The sequence below is a fragment of the Kitasatospora sp. NPDC008050 genome, assembly GCF_042957465.1.
GTDB lineage: Bacteria > Actinomycetota > Actinomycetes > Streptomycetales > Streptomycetaceae > Kitasatospora.
The window spans coordinates 40,332-61,787 of sequence record NZ_JBIBIJ010000009.1 but is presented as its reverse complement, the minus strand read 5'-3'; the positions used below and the strand labels follow the sequence as shown (position 1 = coordinate 61,787).

Here is a 21,456-nt window from a genome sequence, read left to right as displayed (position 1 = left end):
CGGCGGATCCGCCGGCGATGTGGATCACGCTCGGGCGTCACGCTGCCTGAGTCAGTGTCACTTCGAGGGCCGGTCGGGTGAACAGGGGGCAAAGGCTCGAACAAATCGCGCCGTCGCACTGACCTGGCGTCAGTGCCCCTGCCAGCGCGGCTCGCGCTTCTCGACGAAGGCGAGCGGGCCCTCCTCGGCGTCCGCGCTGTGCATCCGGCGTTCCTCCCACGGAAAGCGGGTCGCGAACGCCTGGTCCAACGGCATGGTCACCGCGCCGGCCGCGGCCTGCTTGATGGCGCGGACGGCGAGCGGGGCGCAGCGCAGGATGTCGGCGGTCCAGCCGGCCACGCAGGCGTCCAGTTCGGCCGCCGCGACGACCTCGTTGACCAGGCCCAGCTGGTGGGCGCGGTCGGCGGTCATCGGGCGGCCGGTGATCAGGTGGCCGAGCGCGACCCGGTAGGGCGCCTGACGGGTCAGCCGGAACACGCCGCCGGCACCGGCGATCAGCCCGAGCTTCGCCTCGGGCAGCGCGAAGGTGGCGGTGTCGGCGGCGACGATCACGTCGCAGGCGAGGGCGAGTTCGAAGCCGCCGCCGAACGCGTGGCCGTTGACCCGGGCGATCACCGGCTTGGCGAGCCCGAAGCGCTCGGTGAGCCGGGGCCAGCCGGGCTTGCCGCGACTGCCGAAGGTCGAGGGGGCCGCCGTGCCGTTCGCGGTCCGGGCGGCGAGCTCCTTGAGGTCCTGGCCGGCCGAGAAGGCCCGGTCGCCGGCCCCGGTGAGGACGGCCAGCCACAGCTCGTCGTCGGCCTCGAAGTCGTCCCACACGTGGGCGAGTTCCTCGTGCATGCGCAGGTCCATGGCGTTCGCGCACTCGGGCCGGTCGAGGGTCACGTGGGCGACCCGGTCACGCTTCTCGTAGCGGATCCTGGTGAGGTCCATCGGTCGGGTGTCCGTTCGGCTCGGGGCAGGCGCACCACACTTCGCGGTGCGGTGGCATCGGAGTCAGGCTGACGGTCGGGCGGTCGCGCGGGCGGTCGCGCAGGCGGTCGCGCGGGCGGCGGCGGTGAACCGGCCGACCTTGCCGATGACGTCCTCGCTGTACAGCCGCAGCGACTGCTGCATGGCGAACTCGGCCATGTACTGCTGGAACAGCTGCGGCGGCTCCTCGGCCAGGTTGAGCATCCGGCGGTTGGTCACCACGGCCGGGCTGTCCAGGCGTTCCAGCGACTCGTCCACCGCCGCGTCCAGCCGGTCCGGCTCGACGACCTCGTCGAGCAGCAGCCGGGCGTCCGGCTCGGTGGCGTGGATCCGGCGTCCCCAGAGCACCACCTGACGCGAGATGCGACCGCCGGCCAGCCGGCCGAGCCGCAGGTTGCCGGCGCCGGGCACGATGCCCTCCTGCGCGGCGGGCAGGCTGACGTAGGAGTCGGCGGCGGCGAGCACCCGGTCGAAGACCATCAGCAACTGGGCACCGCCGCCGATGGCGAAGGTGTCGACCGCCGCCACCCAGGGCTTCTCGATCACCGGGGTGTGCCAGGCGCCGGCGTGGTCGACCCGTAGGCCGCGCAGCAGCTTGTTGATGTAGCCGAGTTCGCGGCGCAGCAGGAAGTCGACCAGCGAGATCTGCCCGGCGTGCAGGCTCTTGAGGTTGATGCCCGCGCTGAAGACCCGTCGGCCGCGGTAGGCCGGGTGGGTCATCTCGCCGCCGCGCAGCAGGCCCACCGTCACGGCCGGGTCGAGCAGCGCGAGGTCGACGGCGGTCTCCAGGTCCTCGACGTGCCGGTTGTCCTCGGCGTTGAGGCAGTCGGTCCGCACGATGGTCAGGTGTGCGGCGCCGCCGCGGCGCTCGATGCGCACCGAGCCGAGGTCGAGCTCGCCGGTGCGCCGGAACTCCGGCAGCAGGCCGAGTGCGCGCTCGGTGGGCAGCGCCATCGCGTCGATCAGGTGGCGGCCGGCGGTGGGCGAGCGCAGCACCTCGCGCAGGAAGATGCCCTGGTCGATCTCCAGGCCTTCCTTGTCGGCCTGCGGCCTGGCCCGCTCGACGAGGAGTTCATCGGCGGAGGGCACCAGGCCGGGGTAGGCGAGGGCGGCGCCGGCGACCAGTTCGGGCAGCCGCAGGTCCAGGGTGTGGCCGTCGGTCAGCTCCCGGTAGACCGCCTCGCCGTGCAGCCGCATGAAGCGGCTGCGCACCGAGCGGGCCAGGTTCTTGGCCTCGCCGGCCCGCGCCCGCTGGGCGGGGTCGCGCAGGGCCGGTTCGGGCAGGGTGGCGAGCAGCTCCGCGGCGCGCTCGGCGGCGTCGGTCACCACCCGGCGGGCGAAGGCGGGGTCCGGGCCGATCGCGGGCGTGCCCGGGGCGGCGGTCACGAGGACGCCTCGGCGGTCGTGGCGCGCAGCACCCGGTCGCAGGCGGCCAGGTGGCGGCCGAGCGCCTCCTCGAAGCTGGTCGTGGTGGCGTCCAGCATCAGCTGCCGCCGGATCGCCGTCCCCTCACCGGCACCGGCGGTAGCAGCGGCGCCTGCGCCCGCGACGACGCCCGCGCCCGCGACGACGCCGAGCCGGTCGGCCAGGTCCGCGAGCGCGAGCGCCGGGTCCTCGGCGAGTTCGTCCAGCAGGCCCAGCGCCAGGGCGCGCTCGGCCGGCACCGGGGTGCCGAACAGCACGGTGCGGCGGGCCGCGGCGACGCCGAGCTGGTTGGCCAGGCGGTAGAGCGCCATGCCGGGCCAGGCGCCCTGCGGGCCGGCCGGGGGCCGCAGCCGGGTGCCGGGCTGGGCGATCCGGACGTCGGTGGCGAGCAGCGCCTCCAGCGCCACGCCGCCGCAGTCGCCGGTGACGAGCGTGACGGTGGGCAGGTCGAGCCGCTCCAGCCGGCGCAGCGCCCGCTCCCACTTGTTCACCAGCGGGAGCGGCCCGCCGGGGGCGGTGCCGGGGGCGGGGGCGCCGCTGACGGCCAGGACGACCGGGCCGCGGGCGTCGGCGTCCTCGGCGCGCTCGCACAGGGAGTTGACGGCCTGGACGGTCCGCGGCGTGAGCGGCTCGGTGCCGTCCAGCGTGATCAGCAGGGCGAGATCGGGGGCGAGGTCGGGCGCGGGGGCGAGGTTCATGGTGGCGTGGCCTTCTTGCTTGCTCGGTGCGGGGGCGCAGGGGGGAGTTGGCGCGGTGGTCAGGACCGACGGGCGGCAGGGTTCACCAGCGGACCAGGGCGGTCTCGATGGTGGAACCCGGGCCCATGGTCATCAGCACGCCGTAGTCGCCCGGCTCGGCCGCGCGCTCCCGCAGCAGCCGCTGGTACGAGAACAGGAACGAGCCGCTGGACAGGTTGCCGTAGTCGCGCAGCACGCTGGTGGTGTGGCGCAGGTCGTGCCGGGTCAGGCCGAGGTTGACGCCCACCGCGTCGATGACCTTCTTGCCGCCCGAGTGGACCAGCCAGTGGCCGATGTCGCTGCGCCGCAGCCCGGTGCCGGCGAGCAGCCGGTCGACCACGCGCTCGGCGTGCGCGCCCACCACGTAGGGCACTTGCGGGTCGAGGAAGAAGCTGAACCGGTCCTGCTCGCCGTCCCAGTCGTAGCGCATCGCGTCGATCGCGTCGGTGATGATGTAGCTGGCGAACTTCAGCAGCTGCGGTCCTTCGGCCTGCGGCAGCGGGAGTTCGGGCTCGCCGGCCAGCACCGCGACCGCGGCCGAGCCGTCGCCGAAGAGGCTGTTGACCACCGAGGTGCGCATGGTGCCGTCGAAGACGTAGGCGGCGGAGCAGGCCTCCGCGCAGACCATCACGGCGAGCCGGCCCGGGTGCGCGTGTGCCCAACCGGTCACCGCGTTCAGCGCGTTGAGGCCCGCGTTGCAGCCCATGCCGACCACGTCGAGCCGGCTGGTGTGCGGGTCGATGCCCGACTCACGGATGATCAGGGCGCTCAGGCCCGGGGTGAGGAAGCCGGTGGTGGTGACACAGCACAGGTAGCCGATGTCGGAGAGGTCGGCGCCGGTCTGCTTCAGGCACTCCTGGACGGCGCGCACGCCCATGTCGACGGCCTGCGCCTTGTGCTTGGCCAGGAGTTCGCCCTGGGCCTCCATCACCCGGGTGCCGTCGGGGCCCTGGGGCGGGAGGGTGAGGAACCGGCGCTCGATCGCGCTGTTGAGGAAGACCGAGCGGACCCGCGGGTCCGATATCCCGAAGATGTCGAGCAGTTCGTGCTGGGAATAGGAGGTGTCGGGAACGGCGGTGCCGACTCCCAGGATCCGGGCGAGCGGGTTCGTGACCGTGGTCATCGGTAGGTCCATCCCCAGCTTCTCGGCTTGCTGCGCAGCAGCGGCAGGCAGGTGTCCATCGGCTCCTCGGCCTCTCTCGTCGGCGAGCGCCGACGGATCACTGGCACTTCGGCCATTCATTAACGTATTTCCGCTGTCGTTCAGTTCACCGGATCTGCTCGCGCACGAAATCCGCGAGCCGGTCGAGACCTTCCTCGATCTCGTCGGGCCGCAGGTGGCTGAAGGAGAGCCGCAGGACGTTCCGCGGCGTGGCGTCGGCGTAGAAGTGGTGCACCGGTGTCCAGAGCACCCGGTGCGCGGCGGCGCTGTGCTCCAGCAGGTCGTCACCGGCCGCGAACGGCACGGTGAGCAGCAGGAAGAACCCGCCGGTGGGGCTGTTCCAGCTGACGCCGGGCAGCTCGCCGAACCGCTTCTCCAGTCCGGCCAGCACCTGGTTCAGGTTGCCGCGGTAGGTCTCGGTCTCCCGGGCGTTGGCGGCGCGCAGGCTGTGGCCGTGGGCCAGCAGCTTGCCGCCGATCACGGCCTGGGCGATCGGCGAGGTGTTCACCGTCAGCATGCTCTTGAGCTTGGCGAGCTGGTCGGCGAACAGGTCCTGGCCGGCCGGCGCGCCGGACACCTTCTGGTCCGCGATCAGGTAGCCGACCCGGGCGCCGGGCAGGCCGGTCTTGGCGAAGGAGCCCAGGTAGACGACCTGGCCGCGGCGGTCCAGGGCCTTGAGGGTGGGCGGGCCGGCCGGATCCCCGAACAGGCCGTAGGGGTTGTCCTCCAGCAGCAGCAGGTCCTCGTCGGCGGCGATCGCGAGCAGCCGCTCGCGGGTCTCGCGGCCGAGCCGGATCCCGCTCGGGTTGGCGAAGTCGGGGATGACGTAGCAGGCCCGGGGGTTGAGGCCCTCGGCCTTCGCCCGGCGCACCACGGCGACCAGGTCGTCCAGGTCGATCCCGTCGGCCGCCTCACGCACCGGCAGCACTGGCAGGTCGGCCATCCGGGCGGCGCCGTGCACACCGACGTAGCTGGGCGTCACGGCAAGCAGCACGTCACGCTCGTCGCGGCGCAGTGCCCGCAGCGTGAGCCAGAGCGCCTCCTGGCAGCCGACGGTGACCACCAGCGCCTGCGGGTCCACGGTGATCCCCTCGTCCACCCGCAGGTGTTCGGCGATCAGCTCGTGGATGATGCCCTTGGTCCGCCCGTACTGCAGCAGGGTGCGGCGCACCGCGGCCTCGTCGCCGTCCAGGCGGTCCGTCAGATGACGGCGGTAGATGTCGAAATACCGCGGCACGTCGGCCAGGTCGAAGAAGCCCTCGAATGGGCGTCCGGCGGCCAGCGAAATGGCGTCGGGAAATCGGTGGGCAATCTCGTTGAGGAAGTTCATCGATTCGCTGACGGGCGCGGTCAGCGAGTCGTGAAGACCCGTCAGCTCAAGTTCCATTGAACCTCATGCTCTCCTGGTCGCATCGGGGAGCAGGCTAACCACACTCTTCGTCACAGGACAACTGACGCCGTGTTGCAGCGGTATTGCGTCGAATTACGCAGCATTATGTACGGCGAATTCATCTCCGGTTCGCGTCCTCGCGATCTTCCGTTCCGGGCCGGCGACCACACTCGGCCCGGCCCGGACCCGCTGCCCGCCAGGCTTGTGACGCCCGGTCCGGTCTGCCGCGGCGGTCCGACGAGACTGCCCCTGCCCGTGGCATTCGCCCAACTTCCTTGTGCCCGAGCACAACTGACGATGAGGACAGCCCCGATGACGAACCCGTTCGAGGATGTCGACGGCAGCTACCTGGTGCTGGTGAACGACGAGCGGCAGCACTCGCTGTGGCCCGCCTTCGCCGAGGTGCCGCAGGGCTGGACCGTCGCGCACGGCCCGGCCGACCGCGAGGACTGCCGGGAGTACGTGGAGGCCAACTGGACCGACATGCGCCCCGCGAGCCTCGCCCGCGCGATGGCCTGACCCCCGGGACCGCGCTGATGGACCTCGCCGGGCACCACCCCTCGCACTACCGCCTACTGTGCACCGTCTGCGGGCGGCGCTCGCCCGACGACGGGCTGGCGCTCGGCTGCCCCGAGCCGCACGAACCGGGCCTGCTGCGGACCGAGTACCAGTCCACCGCGTTCGCCCCGGACCCCGCGCGGCAGGGCGTGTTCCGCTACCACCGCTGGCTGCCGGTGCGCCGCGCGCTGCCCGACACCGGCCGCACCGCGGTCTACCGCAGCGAGCGGCTGGCCGCCTCGCTCGGCCTGGCCGAGCTGTGGATCGCCTTCAACGGCTACTGGCCGGAGCGCGGTGGCGAGTTGACCACCGGCAGCTTCAAGGAGCTGGAGGCCGCCACCGTCCTGGGCCGGATTCCCGAGGAGGCGGGCACCCTGGTGGTGACCTCGGCGGGCAACACCGCCGCCGCCTTCGCCGAGCTGTGCGCGCGCCACGAGGTCCCCGTGGTGATCGTCGTCCCGGCCAGTGCCCTGCCGCGGCTGCGCACCCGCACCCCGGGCGGGCCGTCGGTGCGGGTGGTCGCCGTCGAGGGTGCCGACTACGCCGATGCCATCGCGCTCGGCGACGCGCTGGCCGCCCGGCCCGGCTTCACCTCCGAGGGCGGCACCCGCAACGTCGCGCGGCGCGACGGGCTGGCCACCGTGCTGCTCGCCGCCGTCGAGGCGATGGGCGCCCTGCCCGACACCTACGTCCAGGCGATCGGCAGCGGCGCCGGCGCGCTCGCGGTGCACGAGGCCGCGCTGCGACTGCGATGTCGCCCCGGCCACGAGGAGGATCCGCTGCCGCGCCTGCTGCTCGCCCAGAACGCCTGCTACGCCCCGGTCCACCAGGCCTGGCGCACCGGCGAACGCCCCTGGCTGACCGGCATCGAACAGGAGCAACGAGCAGCCGCGGAGCGGGCGTTCGCCCCCGAGCTGACCAACCGGCGGCCGCCCTACGATGTGCGCGGCGGCCTGCACGAGGTGCTGACCGAGAGTGCGGGCCGGGTCCGCACCGCGGACGCCACGGCGGCCCGCGCGGCGATGGAGGCCTTCCGCGAACTGGAGGGCGTCGACATCGAACCGGCCGCGGGCGTGGCGCTCGCCGCGCTGCGCGACGCGGTGCGCGCGGGCGAACTGGCGCGCGGCGCCAAGGTGTTGCTCAACATCACCGGTGGCGGCCGGGCCCGGCTGGCCCGGGACCACGAACTGACCGCCCACCAGCCCGACTTGGTGGTACCGCGCGAGGCCGCGTACCGGGCCGGGGAGGTCGCCGGGATCGCGGACCGGCTCGCGCTGCGCGACCGGCGACCGGTGGTCGTCTGAGCCATGCCGACGCCCGCCTCCCCCACAGTTGCCCCCGCCATCCGCACCCCGCGGCTCGCCGCGCTGACGGCGGCCATCCGCGCCGAGCTGCGCGCCGCCCGCACCGCGGACCCCGCCGGCCGGCACCCCGAGCCGGTCGCCGAGCCGGTCGCCGAGCGGGTGGCCGCCGCCCTCGCGCCGTTCCTGCGCCACGCCGACCTGCTCACCCCCGAGCAGCTGGCACCCGATCCGCACGCCTACCGCCAGCACCTGCTGCACGTCGAGCCGGACGGCTCGTTCTCGATGGTGGCGCTGGTCTGGCTGCCCGGCCAGGCCACCCGGATCCACGACCACACCGCCTGGTGCGTGGTCGGCACCTACCTCGGCGCCGAGGAGGAGACCGCCTTCGAGCTCGCCGAGCAGGACGGCCGCGAGGTGCTGGTGCCGGTCGCCACCACGCTGTACCCGGCGGGTGCGGTGACCCATCTGACCCCGCCCGGCGACATCCACCTGGTGCGCAACGCGACCACGGACAAGGTCGTCTCGCTGCACGTCTACGGCGCCGACGTGAGCATCCACGGCACCAGCATCCGGCGCTGCTACGACCTCCCCGTCCGCCCCTGAGAGCCGCTGAGCCTGGGGCCCCTGACAACGCCCCGCGACGCCCCCGGCATCCGGTGCTGGGGGCCGTGCGCGACCGCCCGCTGACGGGCGGTGGTCGCACCGGCCGGCGCGCCTGGCCGCGGGGCGGGGCGGCGGATACGATCGGAATGGCCCGCCCCTCTCCCGGGATTCGTGGTCGCTATGGCATCGATCTCCACACGGCTGCCCCGCTACGTGCGGCTGGCGCCGTGGGCGCTGATCGCCGCCGGGCTCACCTGGAACTTCCTGGCCCCCGCCGAGTACTGGGGCGACCCCATGCTCGCCGCGGCGGCCGTGGCGGCCGGGACGCTGCTGTCGCTGCGCGAGACGCTGCTCGTCGGTGCCACCGTCTTCGTCGGGATCCTGGTGCTCCTCGCCCATGACGGTTCGGTCGGCAACAACGCCGGCTACCTCGAACTGGCCAACACCCTGCTGGCCGTGTCGGTCGGGTTCTGGCTCAACCGGGTGGTGGCCCGGCACGGGCGCCGGCTGGACCTGCTGCAGTCGGTGGCGCGGGCGGCCCAACTGGCCGTGCTGCCTTCGCCACCGGCCGAGGTCGGGCCGCTGCGGGTGGCCACCGGCTACAGCGCCGCCCAGACCGAGGCGCTGATCGGCGGGGACGCCTACGCCGTGCAGCAGACCCCGTTCGGGGTGCGGCTGCTGATCGCGGACGTGCGGGGCAAGGGACTCAAGGCGGTGACGGCCGTCTCGGCGCTGCTCGGCGCCTTCCGGGAGAACGCCGAGCGGGCCCCCGACCTGGTCACCCTGGCGGACGCCGTGGAGCACGCCCTGCTGCGGGAGGTTGCGCACAGTGACGAGGAGCTGCGGATGGAGGGCTTCATCACCGCGCTGCTCGGCGAGTTCGACCCGCACCGCGGTGAGCTGCGGCTGCTCGACTGCGGCCACCCCGGCCCCTACCTGCTGCCCGCGGGCGGGGGCCGGGTGTGCCGCCTGGACGCGGGCGATCCCGGCGTGCCGCTCGGTATGGCCGCGCTCGGCGGCCCCCGTCCGGCGCCCGAGCACTGGCCGTTCGCGGTCGGCGACACACTGCTGCTGGTGACCGACGGGGTGACCGAGGCCAGGAACAGCGCCGGGGAGTTCTACGACCCGCTGCTGCGGCTGCCCGCGCTCGGGCGCCGGGGCGCACCGCGCGACCTGGTGGCGGCCGTGACCCGGGACGTCGAGGAGTGGACCGGCGGCCCCCGGGACGACGACATGGCGCTGCTGGTGGTGACCCGCCGGGCCGACGGCCTGGCGGCGGACGGCCCGGCGGCGGACGGCCCGGCGGCGGCCTGAGCAGGGCGCCGCCGGTGGCCCCGGGGTCCGCGCGTCAGCCCAGCGCGGCCACCAGCTCCGCGATCGTCTCGAACGGCCGGTGCGCCGCGAGTTCGGCGCTCAGGGCCTGGGCGCGCTCACGGAACGCCGGCTTGCCGAGCACCTGGCCGACGGCGTCCGCGAGATCGGCCTCCGCCGGGCGCGCGGTGCGCAGGTCGAGCCCGGCCCCGCTCCACTGCACCCGGGCGGCGACCTCGGGCTTGTCCTCGCCGGCGCCCGCGACCACCAGCGGCACGCCGTGGCGCAGCGCCGTGTGCACGCCGCCGTAGCCGCCGTTGCTGACCAGCACGTCCGCGTGCGGCAGCAGCCGCTCGAACGGCAGGTAGCCGGCCGCGCGGACGTTGCCGGGCAGGGTGCCCAGCTGCTCGGCCAGGACCTGCGGGCCGTCCGGGCGGCTGGTGACCGCGATCACCAGCGCCTCCTGGTCCGCCAGGGCCCGCACGGTGGGGATCACCAGCTGGGTCAGGTCGTCATGGGCCAGGCTCCCCTGGGTGACCACCACCACCGGCCGGCCGTCCGCCAACTCATCCCACCAGGACGGCGGTTCGAAGTCGGCGGTGTCCAGTGCCGGCAGTGCGCCGATGCAGCGGAAGGACGGCGGGGCGTCGCTGCGCGGGTACTCGAAGCCGGGCACGGTGAGCTGGAGGTAGTGGTCCGGTGTCCGGACGATGCTGTCGGTCCGGGGGCCCGCGGGGAGGGTGACCCCGATACTGGCGAAGAGCTCGGCCGCGTGCTGGCGCAACGGCTCGCCGCGCCTGGTCATCTCGGCGTTCAGCTCCAGGTTCCGGACCCACCCCCGCTCCCCCGCCAGCGGCGGCAGTCCCAGGCCGAACGGCGCGGTGTCCACGCTCTGCAGGGTGGGCGGGGCGGTGCCGATGCCGACGACGGCCGGCCGCTCCCCCTTCGGCCGTGCCAGGGCCAGCGCCAGCATGCCCTGGAAGAGGCTGTCGCCGATCACCGCCGCTGCCGGGAACTCCTCCAGCAGCGCGCACAGCGCCCGGTACTGAGCGGGGATCGGGTCGATGAAGATGTGCCGGACGTCGAAGGCGGCCCGCTCGGGGCCCGGCGGCAGCTGCGCCCGCCCGGGGAAGGCGGCGTTGATGTCGCGGTCGTCGAAGTCGGCGGCGGGCGGCAGCGCGACGAACCGCGCGCCGGTGGCCCCGGCCGCCTCGGCGAACCGGCTGCCGCCGAGGAAGGTCACCTCGTGGCCGCGGGCCACCAGGTCGGCGGTGATCGCCAGCAGCGGACCGGTGTGGCCGTGGGCGGGCATGGCGGCGGTGATGATTCTGGACACGGGGGCTCCGTAATCGGGTGAGCTGGCAGTCGGGCTGGTGGTCGGGCTGGTAGTCGGGCTGGTGGGTGCCGGGTCCGGGTCGGTCCGGTTCAGGGGTCGCCCTCCCGGCCCCGGCGGCGCCGGTCGGCGTACGCGAGCACGCCGGAGAGCGCGAGGCCCGCCGCGAACGCGAGCAGATGGCCGACGGCGGAGCAGTCGCCCTCCCCGATCCCGTCGAGCAGGTCCGGCAGGGCCAGGGCCAGCAGCACCAGCCAGCCGGCCCGCAGCCACACCGGCCGGGCGCGGCAGAGCGCCACCGTCATCGCCGTGACCACCAGGTAGGAGGGGCCGGTGTCGAGCTGCTGCGCCGCCACCGCGGGCAGCCCGTCGTGGCGGATCCGCCACCACACCAGCGCCTCGGTCAGCGCCGTCACGCCCACGTGCACGAGCGCCAGCGCCACCACGGCGCGGCGGGGGCCCAGCAGCGACACCACGGTGAACGTGGCGAGCGCGAAGAGCGGCCACACCCACGCGGAGTCCTGCGGGACGAAGGCGGAGACCACCAGCGCCTCGACCGGATGGCCCGCGGGCCACGGGTGCAGGTTCGCCAGGTTGGCCGAGGACCAGTCCTGCAGGCGGTTCAGCCGGCCGGGCGACAGCAGCGCCTCGACGGGCCACACGAGGATCAGGGCCGCCACGTACCAGGACGCCGGGTTTCGCAGCAGGGTGCGCCGGGCGGGGGCGGCGGGGACGGCCCTGACGGAGGACATGGTGCTGGCTCCAGAGGATCAGTGCGGAGGCGATGAGCCGCATGATCGCGGAACCGGATCGACAGGGACTTGACGTCCACTTGTCGCAGCTCGCCGCCGCGGCCCCGAGGCCCCCTCCTGCCGGGCGACGGGCCACGGGCCACGGTCACCACAGTCGCCCGCCCGCCGGGGCGGTCACCCCCCGGCCCGCCATGGGACCCCGCACAGCAGCGCGACGTCACCCGCGCCCGCCGGCAGGACGACGTCCACGTCCGGGCCAACCTGCACCACAGCAACTCACCCAGACGCGGACTCAGCCCGCGGCCGGGGCTGCCAGGACCTGTTGGACCGCCGCCCGCACGGCGCGCGGGCGGCGCAGGTCCAGGGGCGCCAGCCGTTGGACGGCACCCGCCAGCCAGTGCGGATCGCCGAGCAGCTGTACCGAGCCGGTCTGGGCGGTCTGGCGGAGCAACTCGTCCAACAGCAGGATCTCGCTGTAGCGGTAGGTCCGGTGGTGATGGCTGAAGTGCGCCGTCCAGTACTCGTAGGGGTGCCGCACCATCGCGTGCAGGTAGGGGACCCCGCCGACCATGCCTCTTCCGAAGGCGCAGAGCACGCCGTAGGTCCTGGTGCTGGTGAGCCTGCTCGGTGTGACGAACACCGACAGTCCCAGCGCCACTCCCACACACAGCACAGCCGCGATGTGCTTCACCGAAACGGACATGACGAGCCCTCCAGGGATATCCGGCACACCACGAACGGCTGATCGCGCGGGTGGCGGTGGGGGTGAGGATCCACCGGGAGCGGACCTCGGGGAAGCCACTGCGGCAGCTAGGCCTTGACGACCACGGTGTTCATCACCTTGTCGGCGAAGGTCTGCTTCCTGGCGTCCCAGAGCGGCCAGAGGTAGCCGATGTAGCAGGCGAGCCCGTCGAGGATGTGGCAGGCCCGACGGGCGAGGGCCCGGCCGAACCCGACCGGCCGGCCGTCGGCCGCACCGACCACGCGGATGTTCAGCAGCCTCTTACCGATGGTCCGGCCGGTGGCACCCTCCCGGTAGATCTGGAAGAGGCCGAACGCGATCGTGCACGCGTAGCCCAGCACCAGGACCATCAGGGCGCCGGCCGGCGTGCCACCGCCCGGGCCCCTGCCCGCGGGGACGCCCGGGCCGGTGCTGCCCGACGCCAGGTCGGCGTCCATCGCCGCAACGATCACCATCAGGACGACAGCTGGAAGCCCGACGATCAGGAAGTCGACAACAGCGGCCGCGAAGCGTGCCCACCATCCCGCATAGGCGCACCGCACTACGGCCTCCTCCGCGTGGCGAACCTGCGCCGGGACACTGGATCGCTGCGCCGGGCCGCAACCAGAAGTCCCCTGCTGCGGTTGCTGGCTGCACGGCTCGAACGGATTCGGCGGGTAGTTCATGGATATCTCCAGGCGTCTTACGGGAAGAAGATGACGGGATGGGGCCCGCGGGGCCCGATAAATGGTCCGGGCCGCCAATTCAGACTGATAACATCCGGCCTTCAGTTGTTTTCATGGCACCCTGGGCGCGGCATGGATTGCGATAGGGATCAGCACCAGAAGAAGCTTCACGACAATCCGGCCGGAGAGCCTTTTTTCGACTTGTTCACGCTACGGTATGGGCGACCGCAAGAATCGCGAACAGTAGTACCACCACAAGGAATTGTATGTTGGCCCCAAGGGAGAGCTGATTCTCTGGGCGCTCTCCGTGCTGTGACTTGTCCAGCATCTTTCTCTTTATTTCCTGTCGACGCCCGACGGCGCCGGCAGGACATGCCCATATGATGATGGCATACATGGGCAGCAGCGTTTCAATTCCCTGCCCCTTGATGACGCCATATAGTGCCAGAAAGGCAGCTCCGGCTATCGGTCCAATGCAAGCTTTTATCTTGTCCTGTCGAGTCGCCACAATGCTGGCGACTGACGTCGAGAACGCGACCGCGCCCACAGCGGCCACGACCCACCAGGTGGACAGGGAAATATGGGGCATGCTCACGATGCTTTCCGGGTCTGTGGGGTCCACCAAAGGTGGACCCCACAGACCGTTTCCTTTCAGTTCAGGAGAACCAGGTTATGAGGGAAGGGATAATTCCGTGCACGCCTTCCACGACGCCTCTTCCCTTCTTGCCGACAATCCCAGACGATGCAAGCTTGCCAAGCTTGCCCAATCCTCCGGAGAGAAAGAGCCCAGCTGTGGACGACTGAAACTCGCTGCTGGTCCAGCCGTGGGCGATGCCGTTGAATACGGCACTACCCAGCGCAGCTCGGATCGAGATGGCTGACAGAACAGGCACCGCAACCGGCGCCCAGGGAGTGAAGGCGAAAACCACTGCGGCAGCTCCTGCTGCTGCGCTCAACTGATCTGCCCACTTGGCGTACTTTTCTGCATCCAGCCTTTCATCGCCCACAGGCTTGCTGGGGACGTTGACGGTGTCGTTGGTGGGGGTGTCCGCGGGGTTGCGGTGGGTTTCGGCGTTGTGCCGGGCTTCCTCGGCGGCCTTCCGGGCGGCTTCTTGCTGTTCTTCCTCGTGCTTCTTGGTGGCGATGTCGTGTGCTTCGCGGGCGGCTTGTTCGGCTTCCTTGGCACTTCGTCCGGCGTTGAGGGCGTCCTGGCGTGCGCGGTTGGCCGCGGCTTGGGCGCTGCCTGCGGAGGCCGAGGCCTGTTGGGCGGAGGTGGTGGCTTGGTTGGCGGAGTAGTTGGCCTGTCGTGCTGTGCCTCGGGCGGAGGCGGCGGCGGCGTTGGCCTGCTTGGCGGACTGCGCGGCCTGGGCGGCGGACTTGTCCGCGTCGGCCGCTTTCTGGCGGGCTTGTTCGGCGTCGGTGCGGGCCTGAGTGGCGGAGTTGGCTGCCTTGCTGGCCCACTCAGCGGCTTCGGCGGCGGCATTGCGGGCGGTGGCGGCTACTTCGCTGGCTTCGGCGGCGGTCTGGTAGGCGAGTGAGGCGGTGCGAGCGGCGTTGGCGATGGCGGCCTGGATGGCGGCGACGTGGGTGGCGGTGTCCTGGTCGGCGGCCGCGGCGGTGTACCGGACCCGGGTGGTGAGGGCGTGCTGCATCCAGGTGGGACCGGTCATCGCCGTGTGGGCCACGGCCTTCACGTTCGGGCCACCGTTGGCGATGAGCTTGAGGGTCTCGACGCGGTCGTCCTCGGCCAGGGCCTTGGGGTAGCCGGTCATGAGGAACTCGTGGAGGGCTTTGACGCTCCCGGCGTCGAGGGCCTTCTTCCCGGCCTCCTTGACGGCCCTGCCTGCGCCGTTGAGGAGTTTGAGGGTCTGGACGCGGTAGTCGTCCGCCTGAACCTCGAAGGCGCCGGTGGTCAGGAACGCCTCGACCTGCGCGGGGTCGTTGCTCTGCAGGACCTTGCTGGCGGCTTCGGCGAGGGCGGGGCCGCCGATCTTGGCCAGGTAGAGGACCTTCTCCCGGTCGTCGTGCTGCAGGGCCTTGGCGTAGTCCCCGGTCACCCAGGAGATGACGGTCTCGTCGGTTCCGGCCAGGGCGCTCTGGGCAGCCTGGCGTGTCCACGTCCCATTGGAGCTCAGGAGGTTGACCGCGGCTTTGCGCCCGAGCTGGGCGGCCTTGGCCACATCACCGCTGGTGGCGGCGTCGGCGGCCTGCTTCAGGAGATCCCGGGTGGCCTTGTCGGTGGCGGCCTGCTGGGTCTGGATCCTCTCGGCGCGCTCACGCTGGTCCTGCTCGGCTGTGCCGAGGGCCTTGGCGTCTTCGAGTGCGAGGTTCTGTACCTGGTCCAGGGCCGCGGCTTCGGTCTTGCGGGCGAGTTCTTCGACCTTGACGGCCTGGGTGACTGCGTTGGCGGCGGTCTCAGCGGCCTTGAGCGCGGCGTTCGCGTGTGCGGTGGCGATCTTCGCGAAGTCCTGGGCCTGGCCGGCATGGTCGGCCGCGTCCTCGGCTGCTGTTGCGGCGGCGTCCGCGTGCTCGGCGGAGCTGGTGGCGGCCTGGTGTGCTTCGCGGGCGGCGGTTGCGGCCTGCGCTGCCAAGTCGGTTGCCTGCTTGGCGGCCGCGGTGGCGGCGGACGCAGCGGCGCGGGCGCGGGCGGCGGCCTCGGCGGCCTTGCGGGCCTGCGCACTGGCACCACCGGCCCAGCGACCGGCTGCTGCCGCGGCCTCGGCAGCTGCGGCGGCGTGCTGCCCGGCCTGGGCGGCGGCGGTGGCGGAACGGCCGGCTTCGTCGCTCGCATTCGCAGCGCTGGAGGCAGCGGCGGCCGCAGTACGGGCCCCGGCTGCGGCGGCGCGCGCGACCTTGGCCGCATCGCGCGCGGCAGCGGCCTGACCCGCGTCGCGCCTGGCCGCGGTGGCGGCCTGGTTGGCGCGGGCGGCGGCCTGTCCTGCTGCCGCCGAGGCGGCTGCGGCGGCTTGAGCGGCACCGGCCGCGGTACGCGCGGCCTCGACAGCCGCGTTGGACGCAGCGATCGCCGTACGGGCGGCCGAGGCCGCGCCGTTGGCCGCCTCAGCGGCACGGTTGGCTGCCTGCCCGGCCTTCTGGGAGTCCTGCCTGGACTGCTCGGCCTCGCGTGCGGCCTTCGACGCGGCTTCCTTCGCGAGCCTGGCCGCTTCAACCGCGCGCGCGGAGGCGTCCTTGGCGGCATCCGTCTCGGCCTGCGCCTGGCGCCCGGCGTCAGCGGCGACCTGAGCAAGCTGAGCGACGGTCAGGGACTCCTGGTCCCGAGCCCGGGCTATGTGCTGCCCCGAGGCGAGGAACGCGGTGATGTCGGCGACAGTGCCGTCCAGCGCACGCTGGGCGGTCTTCTTCACCTCCGGTCCACCCGCAGCCATGATCTTCAGAACCTTGACGCGGTGGTCCTCGGCCCGGGCCGTGTGCTGACCGGTCTCCAGGAACGCGTCCAAGGCCTTGGCACTGCCGTCGTCCAAGGCCTTCTGCCCCGCCTCCCGGACCCCACGCTCCCCGTGATTCATCACGCTGAGGACCGCGACGCGCCGGTCGTCAGCCAGCGGCTTCTCATACCCGGAGGTGACGAAGGCATGCAGCTCGTCATCATTGCCGCTCAGCGCCTTCTGCGCCTCCTGCGCGACGCCCTTGCCCGCCAACGGCAGCATCTGAAGGACAGCCAAACGCTCGTCCTCGGTCTGAACCCGCTTCCAGCCCGAGGCCAGGAACGCCGCAACGTCCTTGTCACTGCCGAGCAGAGCTGCGGCAGCGGCCGCCTTCGTGGCAGAACCACCGCCGCGCCAGGCCTCGACCACCTGCGCCCGTGCGTTGGGCGCCGGCTTGGGTCCGCCGGGATCCGGCGGAGCGGCCGAGGCCACACTGACCCCCAGCACACTCAGTGCCACCACCATCGCCGTGACCGCCGTGAACTTCACGCGCAGGCGCCGCACTCTCATGCTCTCCATGCCTGTGATCCACCCCTCCCTTTCTTGACCGGAGCCATTCACGGAGAAACGGCACGCCGAATAAACCGGATGCCCGACAGGGAAAGCGCCAAAGGCAGGAACGACAGTCAATATGTGCATAGTCCGAAAGCGGTCATCGCTGCAGCGGCTGCTTTTGCCCAATCGATTCGGTCGTACTATGTTGGCCATCGGTTACCCGGGCTCGCCCAGAATTCTCCATGCTGCTGCGGACAAGTTTTATCGCACGGCCAGGGGACATTTGTTGACTGTCGCGCAGCTATGGTGGTCAACGAAAGTTGACTCCCCGGGAGCGGATACAGGCCGTACGTTGACGCCGATCCACCTTCGTCGTCTGTTTCGATACTCAGGAGTTGTGTTGTGACGAAACTGTTCCCCAGGTCCATGACCGGGGCGGTCGCGACGGGTGCCGCGTTGTTGGCGCTGGCCGCCGGGGTCTGCGGTGTTCAGGCGGCCAGCGCCGCAGACCGTCCGACCCCGACGCTGGGAAGCTCGGACGCGCCCCCGCCGGCGGTGGAGGATTTCCGTCACCCCGGTGCCGACAAGATCCTGGCCGACCGCGGAATCAAGCTGCTGCGCGGTAACGGCCACATCATGCTCTCCGACTGCGCGAAGACACCTGGCGAGGACCCGGACGACATGCTTCGCGTAACGGCCCGCGACAAGTCCGATGCGTGTTTTCGCGTCACCGGCCAGAGCGGCTGGCTGAGCCTCGACATACCCAAGGTCACCGGCGTCAGAGGCAACAAGTACAACACCGACGTCGACATGACCGTGGGCACCAAGGAGAAGAAGAACTACAAAATCGACAAGGGCAAGTGGACCCCGGTCGGTGAGGCCTCCGACCCCCAGGAGCGGGACCACACGCTGGTGGAAATCCACTCCTCCAAGTAGCACCCGGCATCCCGGGCTCCCGAAAAGCCCGGCACAGGCAGAGCGTAGGAACTCCAAGCAACGGAGCTCCGATGATGCCTTTCGAGGCTCGCTTCTCGTCGAACAACCTAAGGATCGAACTATGCCTGTCAACCGTCCACGCACCGCGTGGGCCATAGGAGTTGTCGCCGCGGCCCTCGCTGCCGACGCCCTGAGCGCCGCCACAGCCGGCGCCGTCGTCGGCGACCGGGCCGCCGACAGCGCCTACGGCTTCACCGCGAAGCTCGACATCGGCCAGGGCAAGCGCAGTTGCACGGGCGCGCTGATCGACCCGTACTGGGTGGCCACCGCCAGCAGTTGCTTCGCCGACAACCCCGCGCAGGGGTTCCCGATCGCGGCCGGCGCGCCCAAGGAGAGGACCACGGTCACCGTCGGCCGCACCGACCTGGCCGACAACGCCAGCGGCCAGGTCGCCGACGTCGCCACCCTGGTGCCGCGCGCCGACCGCGACCTGGTCCTCGCCAAGCTCACCCACCCCGTCTTCGGCATCGCCCCGGCCGCCATCGCCGCCACCGCGCCCACCCCGGGCGAGGAACTCCGGGTCGCCGGCTTCGGGCGGACCCAGACCGAGTGGGTACCCGACCGGCTGCACACCGGCACCTTCACCGTCGGCACCGTCCAGGGCACCACGGTCGACATCAGCGGCAGAGCCGCCACCGGATCGGCGATCTGCAAGGGCGACACCGGCGCAGCCGCCTTCCGCGAGAAGAACGGAAAGGCGGAGATCGCCGCGCTCAACAGCCGCTCCTGGCAGGGTGGTTGCCTCGGCGAGAGCGAGACCCGCACCGGCGCCGTCGACACCCGCCTCGACGACCTCGCCTCCTGGGCCGACGAAACCGTCAAGGAAGGCGGCCCGCTCCTGGCACCCGGAGCCCGCCTGATGCCCGGCCAGAGCGTCACGGGCAAGGACCTGCGACTGACCATGCAGCCGGACGGCAACCTCGTCCTCCACCACCGCAGCACCCCCGACGGCGCACTGTGGGCCAGTGACACCTACGGCAACACCAACGCGTACGCCGAGATGCAGCCCGACGGCAACCTCGCCATCTACAAGCAGAACGACACGCCCAGCGGAGGCCACGCGCTGTGGCACACCAACACCTACAACAACCCGGGCGCGTACCTGCAACTCCAGGACGACGGCAACGTGGTGGTCTACAAGAAGGACGGCGGTGCCCCCGGCCGCGGCAGCCTCTGGGCCACCGGCACCCTGCGCACCGACCCCACCCGCCCCTCCGGAGCGCGCCTGGAGAGCGGGCAGTGGACGCAGGCGAGGTCCACCGTGCTGATCCCGAAAACCGACGGCGACCTCGTCCTCTACCGCAAGAGCGACGGCAAGGCCCTGTGGAGCAGCGGCACCGGCGGTTACCGCGGCGCGTACCTGCACATGCAGACCGACGGCAACGCCGTCATCTACCCCAAGGGCAAGGGGAACGGCGACGGCGCGATCTGGGCCTCCAGCACCTACGACGCCGGCAACTACCTGAAACTCCAGGACGACGGCAACCTCGTCATCTACAAGAAGGACTGCGGCGAAGGCAACGGCTGCGCGACGTGGGCCACCGGCACCTTCGCCCTCACCGGCGAAACCGGCGAAACAGACCGACCCGAGCTGAGCTGAGCTGAGGCGACAACAGGCAGCCGGGGGCCGCAGAGAACCTGCGGCCCCCGGCCCCGGTGAGACCACCCGGCCGGCCTGCCGGACGATCAAGCCCCGCCCCGGAGGCCGTCGCCCAACCGGAAAGCTGAACCACTGCCGCCAAGGGCGTTTCTGCGGGTAGAGCGCAGTTCGGTCATCGGAAACCCCCTCCAGCCCGCAATCGGCGCAGCCCTCAGCCAGGTGGGCCGAGATGCCACCATGCGTCAGACCCCACGCGGACAAGACAGGACCGTACAGACCCGGTCATCGTGTGGTGTGGTGGCGGGGGTTTCGGCCTGGGATTGCGATACCGAGGTGGTCGGCCCTGGCCAGGAGGGCACGCGCGCGCGGGTGAGTGGCGTGGGGGGTCAGGCTGGCGACCATCGTGGCGACGGCGGTGAGGATGCGGCCCGAGGCGAGCAGCGGGTAGTCGTCGAGGAGGCTCTGCCAGGTGGCGCACGCGCGGTCGAGTTGTCCTGTGGAGAGGAGGATTTCGGCCATCTTCGCGGTGGTGACGGCCCTGGCACGGCGTTCTCTGTCGGGACGGCTGTCGAGTGACTGTCTGAGTGCGGACAGGGCTGCTGGTTTGTCACCCAGGGCGGTGAGGGTGTCGGCCTCGTGGTGGAAGTAGGCGGCCCAGTGGTGCTGAGGGGCCCTGCTGTCGGGCAGAGGACTGTGATCGATGAGTCGGCGGGCTTCCGCGAGGTGTGCGAGGGCCTGTTGGCGGTCGCCGGTGGCTGCGGCCGCGATCGCCTGTCGGCCAAGGACACTGGCCACCTCACGGGACGGGAGTGTCGCATTGTGTTGTGCCGCCGCATCGGCGAGGTCCTGGGCATGGCCGTGGTGTCCGAGGCAGTGGGCCTGCATGCTCATGGCACGCAGAGCGCTTGCGTGGCCTTGCGGGTTGGCGGCCTGCACGGCGAGCTCGGCGGCCGCGCGGTAGTAGAGCTGAGCGGTTCCGTGTGTGCCTCCGTCGAAGCAGGTGTAACCCGCCAGCAGCGACAGTCGCGCGGTAACGGTCAGCAGACGGCGGTGGATGCGCGGGGAGGCGGAGGCACGCAGCCACCCGGGGGCCACGACAGCGAGAAGTCCGGTGACGGCGGGTCTCACGAGTTGACCGCCGGACGATTCCTCCGATGCGCGCAACGTTGTCAGCAGGTCTTCCGCTGCCTGTACGTGGTGCGCGCCCAGCTGCGCGCGCCCTGTGGCGTCCGGCGCGCCGCCCCGGATGGATGCCACGCCGTCGCGCGGGCCGTCGGAGGTCGTCGAGTACTCGGGTGGCAGGCTCAGGGTGAGGGAGTAGACGGGTGCGGGTCCATGGCGGCTGTCATGTCCGGGGCCGAGTTGGGCCAGGAGGCCGGCCACGTCGGCTCGCGCGTCATCGCCGGCGGGTCTGGCCGCCCGCGTGGTTGCGCGGGCAAGGCGGGCGTCCCGGGGCGTGACCGTGCGGCCGAGGGCGCGGGACAGCACCTCGCACACGAGCGCCGGCACCGGTGGGCCCGGGCAGGTTCCGGCAAGCCAGCGGGATACGGCGCTGCGGTCGTAGATGAGGTGGAGGCCGGCTTCCCTGCCCGCCTGGTTGACCGCGCGCGCCAGGTCGTGCCCGCTCATCCGGGCCTCCTCCAGCAGGGCCCTCAGGTGGTGGTTCGGCTGAAGTGATTGTCGTGCGCCTGTCATTTTGCTCTGTGCCTTCGTGGCTGGGCGTGGTACACCGCTTCAGTTCGATGCACCGGGAGTCAGGAGTGCGTGCTCGCCTGAGCGCGTTGTGGAGTCGCTCGGCTTCCGCAGGTACCGGGAGCGTTGGCCCTAGACGGTACGGCAGGCCGCCACATCATCGCCAGTGGCGACCCTGTCGCCGCTGCGTGCAGTCCCGGGGGCGCCGAGGTTCTGGGTAACTCACGGGAGCGGGCTGGCGGGTGTGACCGGTGTGGGGGTGCACCATTCGTCGCT

General features: G+C 71.8%; 18 protein-coding genes. 6 read left to right on the top strand and 12 right to left on the bottom strand.

Annotated features, from left to right (window positions below):
* Positions 1-129: 129 nt before the first annotated feature.
* The 5 genes from dpgD to ACFZB9_RS19470 all read right to left on the bottom strand — a co-directional run bounded on the left by dpgD (position 130) and on the right by ACFZB9_RS19470 (position 5,680).
* Complete coding sequence (gene dpgD, locus ACFZB9_RS19490) at positions 130-930, bottom strand: enoyl-CoA-hydratase DpgD (RefSeq protein ID WP_391448696.1); 801 nt, start codon at positions 928-930, stop codon at positions 130-132.
* A 63-nt stretch (positions 931-993) separates the two neighbouring features.
* Positions 994-2,355, bottom strand: coding sequence for a (3,5-dihydroxyphenyl)acetyl-CoA 1,2-dioxygenase DpgC (gene dpgC / locus ACFZB9_RS19485; RefSeq protein ID WP_391448694.1), 1,362 nt, complete (start codon positions 2,353-2,355; stop codon positions 994-996).
* Positions 2,352-3,092 (bottom strand): enoyl-CoA-hydratase DpgB, encoded by a 741-nt coding sequence (gene dpgB, locus ACFZB9_RS19480; protein WP_391448692.1) that lies wholly within the window; start codon positions 3,090-3,092, stop codon positions 2,352-2,354. Before dpgB ends, dpgC begins: the two co-directional genes overlap by 4 nt.
* 82 nt (positions 3,093-3,174) lie before the next feature.
* Positions 3,175-4,254, bottom strand: coding sequence for a 3,5-dihydroxyphenylacetyl-CoA synthase DpgA (gene dpgA, locus ACFZB9_RS19475; protein WP_391448690.1), 1,080 nt, complete (start codon positions 4,252-4,254; stop codon positions 3,175-3,177).
* Between the two features lie 145 nt (positions 4,255-4,399).
* Positions 4,400-5,680 (bottom strand): PLP-dependent aminotransferase family protein, encoded by a 1,281-nt coding sequence (locus tag ACFZB9_RS19470; protein WP_391448688.1) that lies wholly within the window; start codon positions 5,678-5,680, stop codon positions 4,400-4,402.
* Between the two features lie 315 nt (positions 5,681-5,995).
* Between ACFZB9_RS19470 and ACFZB9_RS19465 the strand changes: the two genes are divergently transcribed.
* The 4 genes from ACFZB9_RS19465 (at position 5,996) to ACFZB9_RS19450 (ending at position 9,462) form a co-directional block, all read left to right on the top strand.
* The gene (locus ACFZB9_RS19465; protein WP_391448686.1) at positions 5,996-6,202 is read left to right on the top strand and encodes an MbtH family protein; all 207 of its coding nucleotides are present in this window, start codon (positions 5,996-5,998) and stop codon (positions 6,200-6,202) included.
* Positions 6,203-6,219: 17 nt separating this feature from the next.
* On the top strand, positions 6,220-7,545 hold the full coding sequence (locus ACFZB9_RS19460) for a cysteate synthase (protein ID WP_391448685.1): 1,326 nt from the start codon (positions 6,220-6,222) through the stop codon (positions 7,543-7,545).
* Between the two features lie 3 nt (positions 7,546-7,548).
* Positions 7,549-8,148, top strand: coding sequence for a cysteine dioxygenase (locus ACFZB9_RS19455; protein WP_391448683.1), 600 nt, complete (start codon positions 7,549-7,551; stop codon positions 8,146-8,148).
* A 180-nt stretch (positions 8,149-8,328) separates the two neighbouring features.
* Complete coding sequence (locus ACFZB9_RS19450; RefSeq protein ID WP_391448682.1) at positions 8,329-9,462, top strand: PP2C family protein-serine/threonine phosphatase; 1,134 nt, start codon at positions 8,329-8,331, stop codon at positions 9,460-9,462.
* 34 nt (positions 9,463-9,496) lie between these two features.
* On the opposite strand, the gene ACFZB9_RS19445 is transcribed toward ACFZB9_RS19450, so the two are convergent.
* From ACFZB9_RS19445 to ACFZB9_RS19420, 6 genes are all read right to left on the bottom strand, one after another.
* Positions 9,497-10,795, bottom strand: a complete 1,299-nt coding sequence (locus ACFZB9_RS19445; RefSeq protein WP_391448680.1) for a glycosyltransferase — start codon at positions 10,793-10,795, stop codon at positions 9,497-9,499.
* An 89-nt stretch (positions 10,796-10,884) separates the two neighbouring features.
* On the bottom strand, positions 10,885-11,544 hold the full coding sequence (locus ACFZB9_RS19440; RefSeq protein ID WP_391448678.1) for a rhomboid-like protein: 660 nt from the start codon (positions 11,542-11,544) through the stop codon (positions 10,885-10,887).
* 292 nt (positions 11,545-11,836) lie between these two features.
* Positions 11,837-12,247, bottom strand: coding sequence for a hypothetical protein (locus ACFZB9_RS19435; RefSeq protein WP_391448676.1), 411 nt, complete (start codon positions 12,245-12,247; stop codon positions 11,837-11,839).
* A gap of 107 nt (positions 12,248-12,354) precedes the next feature.
* Entirely contained in the window at positions 12,355-12,951 is a 597-nt protein-coding gene (locus ACFZB9_RS19430; RefSeq protein ID WP_391448674.1) for an RDD family protein, read from the bottom strand.
* Positions 12,952-13,156: 205 nt separating this feature from the next.
* Positions 13,157-13,540 carry a hypothetical protein gene (locus ACFZB9_RS19425; protein WP_391448672.1) on the bottom strand — a complete coding sequence of 128 codons (384 nt, stop codon included), beginning with the start codon at positions 13,538-13,540 and terminating at the stop codon, positions 13,157-13,159.
* A 67-nt stretch (positions 13,541-13,607) separates the two neighbouring features.
* On the bottom strand, positions 13,608-16,916 hold the full coding sequence (locus ACFZB9_RS19420) for an ALF repeat-containing protein (protein ID WP_391448670.1): 3,309 nt from the start codon (positions 16,914-16,916) through the stop codon (positions 13,608-13,610).
* A gap of 378 nt (positions 16,917-17,294) precedes the next feature.
* On the opposite strand from ACFZB9_RS19420, the gene ACFZB9_RS19415 reads away from it, so the two are divergent.
* Together ACFZB9_RS19415 and ACFZB9_RS19410 are read left to right on the top strand one after the other, a co-directional pair.
* A complete protein-coding gene (locus ACFZB9_RS19415; protein WP_391448668.1) occupies positions 17,295-17,828 on the top strand; it encodes a hypothetical protein in 534 nt (177 codons plus the stop codon).
* A 121-nt stretch (positions 17,829-17,949) separates the two neighbouring features.
* Positions 17,950-19,488, top strand: a complete 1,539-nt coding sequence (locus tag ACFZB9_RS19410) for a trypsin-like serine protease (protein WP_391448666.1) — start codon at positions 17,950-17,952, stop codon at positions 19,486-19,488.
* Positions 19,489-19,770: 282 nt separating this feature from the next.
* On the opposite strand, the gene ACFZB9_RS19405 is transcribed toward ACFZB9_RS19410, so the two are convergent.
* Positions 19,771-21,117, bottom strand: a complete 1,347-nt coding sequence (locus ACFZB9_RS19405) for a tol-pal system YbgF family protein (protein ID WP_391448664.1) — start codon at positions 21,115-21,117, stop codon at positions 19,771-19,773.
* Positions 21,118-21,456: the final 339 nt, after the last annotated feature.

Excerpts from the sequence above, each read along its gene's own strand:
- ACFZB9_RS19430 (WP_391448674.1), bottom strand. The coding sequence starts at position 12,951 with ATGAACTACCCGCCGAATCCGTTCGAGCCGTGCAGCCAGCAACCGCAG.
- ACFZB9_RS19460 (WP_391448685.1), top strand. The coding sequence starts at position 6,220 with ATGGACCTCGCCGGGCACCACCCCTCGCACTACCGCCTACTGTGCACC.
- ACFZB9_RS19465 (WP_391448686.1), top strand. The coding sequence starts at position 5,996 with ATGACGAACCCGTTCGAGGATGTCGACGGCAGCTACCTGGTGCTGGTG.
- ACFZB9_RS19420 (WP_391448670.1), bottom strand. The coding sequence starts at position 16,916 with ATGGAGAGCATGAGAGTGCGGCGCCTGCGCGTGAAGTTCACGGCGGTC.
- ACFZB9_RS19410 (WP_391448666.1), top strand. The coding sequence starts at position 17,950 with ATGCCTGTCAACCGTCCACGCACCGCGTGGGCCATAGGAGTTGTCGCC.
- ACFZB9_RS19450 (WP_391448682.1), top strand. The coding sequence starts at position 8,329 with ATGGCATCGATCTCCACACGGCTGCCCCGCTACGTGCGGCTGGCGCCG.
- ACFZB9_RS19440 (WP_391448678.1), bottom strand. The coding sequence starts at position 11,544 with ATGTCCTCCGTCAGGGCCGTCCCCGCCGCCCCCGCCCGGCGCACCCTG.
- ACFZB9_RS19435 (WP_391448676.1), bottom strand. The coding sequence starts at position 12,247 with ATGTCCGTTTCGGTGAAGCACATCGCGGCTGTGCTGTGTGTGGGAGTG.
- ACFZB9_RS19405 (WP_391448664.1), bottom strand. The coding sequence starts at position 21,117 with ATGAGCGGGCACGACCTGGCGCGCGCGGTCAACCAGGCGGGCAGGGAA.
- dpgB (WP_391448692.1), bottom strand. The coding sequence starts at position 3,092 with ATGAACCTCGCCCCCGCGCCCGACCTCGCCCCCGATCTCGCCCTGCTG.
- ACFZB9_RS19455 (WP_391448683.1), top strand. The coding sequence starts at position 7,549 with ATGCCGACGCCCGCCTCCCCCACAGTTGCCCCCGCCATCCGCACCCCG.
- dpgD (WP_391448696.1), bottom strand. The coding sequence starts at position 930 with ATGGACCTCACCAGGATCCGCTACGAGAAGCGTGACCGGGTCGCCCAC.
- ACFZB9_RS19425 (WP_391448672.1), bottom strand. The coding sequence starts at position 13,540 with ATGCCCCATATTTCCCTGTCCACCTGGTGGGTCGTGGCCGCTGTGGGC.
- dpgA (WP_391448690.1), bottom strand. The coding sequence starts at position 4,254 with ATGACCACGGTCACGAACCCGCTCGCCCGGATCCTGGGAGTCGGCACC.
- ACFZB9_RS19470 (WP_391448688.1), bottom strand. The coding sequence starts at position 5,680 with ATGGAACTTGAGCTGACGGGTCTTCACGACTCGCTGACCGCGCCCGTC.